Below are 5,868 nucleotides of genomic sequence, written 5' to 3'. Positions count from 1 at the left end.
GTGAAGATCCTCATCGCGCTGGACTACCTGGAGCGGCACCGGGTGTCGGCGGGGGATCGGGCGCTGCTGGTGCCGATGCTTCGGGAGAGCGACGATCAGGCGGCGACGGAGTTCTGGCGGCGGGGCGGGCAGGGGGAGATCATCGAGCGGATGGTGCGGCGGGTGGGGCTGACGGAGACGGCGCCGCCGCCCGCGGAGAAGCCCGGGTTCTGGGGGTACACGGCGCTCAGTGCGCGGGATCTCGTGCGGACGTACCGGTATCTGCTGGAGAAGGCGCCCGAGGGGCAGCGGGAGTTCGTGCTGGAGCAGTTGCGGAAGTCGACGCCGTGCGGGAAGGACGGGTTCGACCAGACGTTCGGGATCCCGCGGGTGGTGAAGGGGCCGCGTGCCGTGAAGCAGGGGTGGTCCGGGTTCGGGGACGTGCCGGCGGAGCCGTGCGGGAAGGGGGTGCGGCCGGCGGCGTGGCGGCCGGATCTCGGGATCGGGCGGCCCGTCCTGCACACGACCGGGGTCGTGGGGGACCGGATCGTGGTGGTGCTCACGCTGCAGCCCGAGGGGTCGTCCTTCCGGGCGGCGGAGGCGCGGATCACGGCGTTGACCAGGGACGTCCTGCGGGCGACGTGACGGGCGTCACAGGATGGGGAAGGGTTCCGTCCGGAGTGGGTCATCGGAAGCGGTGGCGTTCGGGCGGGATCGGAAAACCGGGGCAAAGATCTGGACTGTTTACCAGGTTGTGGGCGAATAGTCCTTCGCTGGCGTATGTAGCTTTTTTCTCCCAGGGCAGGTGACGCCGAACGGGGGACAGTTGGCGGAAGCGGAGGGCACCCAGCCCGGGGTGCACGTTGCGGACCTGGAGGACCTGCGGGGCGCCGCGCACGACCGCGCGATGCTGTCCGAGGCGCGGGTCGTGCTGGCGCGGCGGCTCGGCGTCGCGCCGGGGGAGGCCCTGCAGCATCTGATCTGGCTCGCGCGCGATCTGGACATCGACCTCGCCGAGGCCGCGGCGCTGCTGGTCAAGGACGGCGGCGGCGGGCCGGTGGGGGCCGTGATCGCGGGGCGCAGGGCGCCGCGGGCCGAGGGCGGTACGACGGAGCGTCAGGCCGTCCTGACGGAGGCCGAGGACGTCCTGCGGCGGGTGACGGCCGAGGACACCACGGGCGACGCCGAGATCCTCGCCGGGGTGGGCGAGGACCCGGTGGCGCGGGCGGTGCTGGACGGGGCGCTCGACTCGTGCACCCACCTGGTGCCGGTCCGGGGGCCGGACGGCGCCGTGGCGGACTTCCTCTACGCCGACCTCAACGGCCTCGCGCGGGACATGTTCGGGCGCGGCCGGGAGGAGCTGACCGGGCAGCGGCTGCTGCGCACGGATCCGGGCGCGGTGCTCAGCGGGCTCTTCGACGAGTACGTCGCGGTGCTGGAGGAAGGGACGCCGATGGAGCGCGACTCGATCATGTACAGCACGGCGCAGCGCGGCCTGTCCCGGTCGTCCCGGATGAGCGTCCGGTGTGTCCGGGTGCCGACCGGGGTGTGCGTGACGTGGCGGTACCACGTCGCCGAGGACCGGATCGCGCGGCGGCTGGAGCGGGTCGAGCGGCTGGCGCTGATCGGCTTCGGCGAGTGGGACCTGGCGACCGGCGAGGCGGACTGGACGCCGCAGATGCGCGCCAACTACGGCATCGGCCCCGACGAGGTGCCGCCGATGCCGCACGACCTGCCGAAGGCCGTGGCGGACGACGATCTCCCGCTGGTGGAGGAGGCCGTCCAGACGATGTTCTCGCGCCGGGAGCCGGTGGAGGCCGAGCACCGGGTGCTCGGGCAGGACGGGACGCCGCGGCACCTGTGGGTGTTCGCCGAGCCGGTGCTGGGCGACTCCGGGCTGCCGATCTCGATCAACGTCGTGTCGCAGGACATCACCCGGCGGCGCGGCGTGGAGCGGGCGCTCGCCGAGACCCGCCGGCAGATGCTGAAGCAACAGGCGCGGACGGCGCAGGAGCGGAAGGTGGCGGTGACGCTGCGCCGCGCGATCCTGCCGGACGAGGACGAGGTGGAGCAGATGCCGGGCCTCGCCATGGCGGTCCGCAGCCTGGCGGCGGAGAGCACCGCGCGCATCGGCGGGGACTGGTTCGCGACCCGCGCGATGCAGGACGGGCGGGCGCTGTTCGCGATCGGGGACGCGGCCGGGCACGGGCTGCCGGCGGCGGCCGCGATGGCGCGGACCCGCAACGGGCTGCTCGGCCTCGCGTTCACGGGGGAGCCGGCGGGACGGCTGGTGGGCTGGCTGAACGAGCTGGTCGGCACGATGGACCCGCCCGCGACGGGGACCGCGATCGTCGCGCATTTCGACCCGTCCCGCCGGGTGCTGGCGTGGACGTGCGCGGGCCATCCGCCGCCGATCCTGGTCCGGGAGGGGCGGGCGGCGCCGCTGGAGGTCGTCCGGGACCCGATGCTCGGCGCCATGCCCTGGCAGTACACGACGATCACCACCGAGCTGCATCCCGGGGACATGCTGTTCCTCTACACCGACGGTCTGGTGGAGCGCAGGGACGCCGACCTGGACGAGCGCATCGGCCGCCTCACCGAGATCCTGCAGGACTCCTCGCTGCGCCCGGACATGGTCCTGGACGAGGTGATGGCGCGGATGGAGTTCGACCGGGCGGCGGACGACACCACGCTGTTCGCCCTCCTCGTCGAGTGACCGACCGCACGTGCGGGCGCGCGGAAGCCGTCCGTGTGAGGTAGGACTCAGCCAGACCGGTGCGGAGGGCCCGAACGCGGCCCCCCGCCGCGTGCCGGGCGCCGTCCTCCCGGGGTTCTTTACCCTTTGCCCATAGGCCGGTAAGGCCCATGGGCAAAGGGCTGAGGGCCAGTTCGGGAAAGATCGGGAACACCCGGCGGCCTGACGCTGTTGGTGAATCCTTGGAAGGGCATTGAGCGGGCATAACTGAAGCTTGTGCTTCGTTTGCTTTTCCCGAGAAGGTTGTCTACCTTCTACCCGAATCCCGCAGCGCGCCCCATGCGTTGCCGCCGGCCGTGCCACGTACGGCCGAGGATCGCGGAGCGGTATCCGCACGCGATGCGCGCCAGACGATGCGCGCACCCTCACTGAGATCAGTCGCTGAGACATATCCGAACAGGTTGCACCGCCTCATGCGGTGCGAGGCCGAGTCCGTGCCGGTCGCACGACCGGACGGAGCCGGGGACCCAACGTTCCAGGGGTGAATCGGCGCGCCTGAAGGCCGCGCCGTAGGGCTACTTCCATGCCCGAATCCGTCAGCTAACCCGGTAGGCGTCATGGAAGAACAGGAGATTCCCTGCATGACCGGTCGTTTCGATCGACTTTCGCTCAACCGCTTCTCGTCCGAGGACAAGGCCGTCGGCGTCGCCGCCAGTGCCGTCCTCGCCGGCGCCGTCGGGCTCGCCGTCCTGAACCCCCTCGCCAGCGGCAGCGCCGCGGCCGAGACCCCCGCCCAGGCGGCCGCCGCCGCCGAGCAGGGCACCGCGTCGAAGGCCTCCACGGGCATGACCGTCGCCGAGGCCAAGGAGGCGGGCTACAAGGTGCCGCCGCGCGCCGTCGAGGCCTCCGAGGTCATCAAGCTGGCCGAGAAGCAGGTCGGCATCAGCGAGGGCAAGGGCGGCCAGACCAAGTTCCACGACTGGTACGTCTCGACCCCGCACGCCAAGGCCACCGCGCAGCGCGACGGCGGGTTCTCGGTCAAGGCCTACAACGGCGCCCAGTGGTGCGACATGTTCGTGTCCTGGCTCGGGGCCCAGACCGGCGTGAAGAACATGGGCTGGGACGCCTACACCGTCCAGCACGCCAGCTGGTTCAAGGACACCGACCGCTGGGGCAAGACGGCCAAGCCGGGCTCCGTCGTGTTCTTCGACTGGCAGAACGGCTCCGGCGGCTCCATCGGTGACATCGACCACGTCGGCCTCGTCGTGAAGGACAACGGCGACGGCACCGTCAAGACCATCGAGGGCAACAGCCAGAACGAGGTGCAGAAGAAGACCCGCGACAAGTCCGAGATCGTGGGCTACGGCTACCCCGACTACGCCGCCTGATCCCTCCCGCAGGCTCGAAGGCGCCCGGCTCCGGCCGGGCGCCTTCTGGCGTTCCGGGTGATCTGCCCCCATGTCTCCGCTGAAGTCGGGTAATGCGAAGCATTGACAGCCTTTGGTGCCTCTTGGACCTCACTGCGGCGTTCCGGGATAGGAATCACTGGCAGCACACCGACCGCGGGGCAGGCCGGTCCGCGGAGGAACGGGAGGGGATGCCGATGCGGCTGCGCCCGGATGTCAGCGTGGTCGTGATCGCCTACAACGACGCCCGGAGGCTTCCCCGGGCGGTCGCCTCGTCGCTGGCGCAGTCGCTCGGCGGCGTCGAGACCGTGATCGTCGACGACGCCAGCACCGACGGCACCGGGGAGGCCGCCGACCGGCTCGCCGCCGCGCACCCGGGACGGGTCCGGGCCGTCCACCTGCCGGCCAACCCCGGCGGCTGCGGCCGGCCCCGCAACGCCGGGATCGACGCGTCGGCCGGCCGCTACCTGATGTTCCTCGACAGCGACGACCTGCTGGACCGGCACGCCTGCCTCAACCTGCTCGCCGCCGCCGAGAGCACCGGCGCCGACCTGGTCTCCGGGCTGTGCGACCGGATCTTCCTGGACGTCCCCGAGGGCGCGAAGGGCCGGATCCGCCCCTGGTACCCCTGGCTTTACCGCAACAGCGCCGTGTACGGGTCGCTGACCGAGAACCCCGACCTCCTCTACGACACCCTCTCGACCAACAAGGCGTACCGGCGCGGATTCCTGGAGGAGCACGGGCTGCGGTTCGTCGAGCGGCTGCACTACGAGGACCTGCTGTTCACCGCCGAGGCGTACCTGGCGGCGGAGCGGACCGCGCTGATCCCGCACCGCGTCTACCACTGGCTCGTCCGGCAGCGGACGGCGGCGCCGTCGATCTCCAACCGGCGGGCCGAGCTGGCCAACTTCGCCGACCGGCTGGAGATCCACCGGCGCATCGACATGCTGTTCACGCTGCGCGGCGCGCACGACCTGCGGCGCGCCAAGGACGTGAAGTTCGTCAACCACGACCTGCTGCTCTACCTGCGGGAACTGCGCGACCGCGACGCCGGCTACCGGGAGCGCTTCCTCGACCTCGCGGCCGCCTACCTGGCGGAGCTGGACCCGCGCGTCTTCGAGCTGGCCCACCCGATGCCCGCGATCGCCGCCTACCTGATCCGCGAGGGCGACCACGCGGCGGCGCTCGCCGCCGCCGAGTACAAGCCCGCCGAGCGTCCCGAGCTGCGGGCGCGGCTGGTGGAGCGGGACGGGCGGGTCTTCTGGGGCGCCGGCCGGCCGCGCGGGAGGCTCGGCCGCCGGATCCTGGACGTGACCGCGTTCGGCTTCCACGTCCGGCCGCTGAAGGACCTGCGCCCGGCCAACACGGTGACGCGGCTGGAGATGCGCGGCGACCGCCTCCACCTGGCCGGGCACGTGCTGAACCCGCTCGATCGGATCCCCCCGGACGCCGATCTAGCCGCGACGCTGGAGTTCTGCGACCGGCGCCGCCGCGCCCGCCGGGTGCGGGCCCGCGCGACCGTCCGGCACGAGGGGGACCGGCTGGCGTGGCGGTCGGAGCTCGCCCCGGCCGGGCGGATCCGGCCGGTCGGGTTCATCGATCCGGTCTGGGACGTGCGGCTGCGCGTCCGGGTGGACGGCGAGGAGCTGGTCACCCGGCTCGGCGAGGGCCGCGGCGCCGCGCTGGCGTGCGCGGCGCTGCCCGTCCGGCCCCGGCTGACCCGGATCGCCGCGGACCGGCTCCGCTCCTACGTCACCGACGGCGCGCACCTGGCCTTCGCGCTGGAGA

General features: G+C 72.4%; 4 protein-coding genes and 1 riboswitch. All 4 genes read left to right on the top strand.

Annotated elements, in window-relative coordinates; all coding sequences use genetic code 11:
- On the top strand, positions 1 to 624 hold a 624-nt coding region (locus HUX53_RS18490), incomplete at its 5' end, for a hypothetical protein (protein ID WP_176404458.1).
- Positions 625 to 835: 211 nt separating this feature from the next.
- Entirely contained in the window at positions 836 to 2,695 is a 1,860-nt protein-coding gene (locus HUX53_RS18485) for a SpoIIE family protein phosphatase (RefSeq protein WP_309237311.1), read from the top strand.
- A 453-nt stretch (positions 2,696 to 3,148) separates the two neighbouring features.
- Positions 3,149 to 3,303: riboswitch (cyclic di-AMP (ydaO/yuaA leader) on the top strand.
- A 12-nt stretch (positions 3,304 to 3,315) separates the two neighbouring features.
- Entirely contained in the window at positions 3,316 to 4,062 is a 747-nt protein-coding gene (locus tag HUX53_RS18480) for a CHAP domain-containing protein (protein ID WP_176404457.1), read from the top strand.
- Positions 4,063 to 4,277: 215 nt separating this feature from the next.
- Positions 4,278 to 5,868: glycosyltransferase (locus HUX53_RS18475; RefSeq protein ID WP_176404456.1), on the top strand; the 1,591-nt coding region annotated here is incomplete at its 3' end.

This window comes from Actinomadura sp. BRA 177, from assembly GCF_013372625.1.
Taxonomy (GTDB): Bacteria; Actinomycetota; Actinomycetes; order Streptosporangiales; family Streptosporangiaceae; genus Spirillospora.
The sequence above is the reverse complement of the archived record's forward strand: the minus strand, read 5'-3'. Positions and strand labels throughout refer to the sequence as shown.

Coding starts and splice junctions, on each gene's coding strand:
- HUX53_RS18480 (WP_176404457.1), top strand. CDS start 3,316: ATGACCGGTCGTTTCGATCGACTTTCGCTCAACCGCTTCTCGTCCGAG.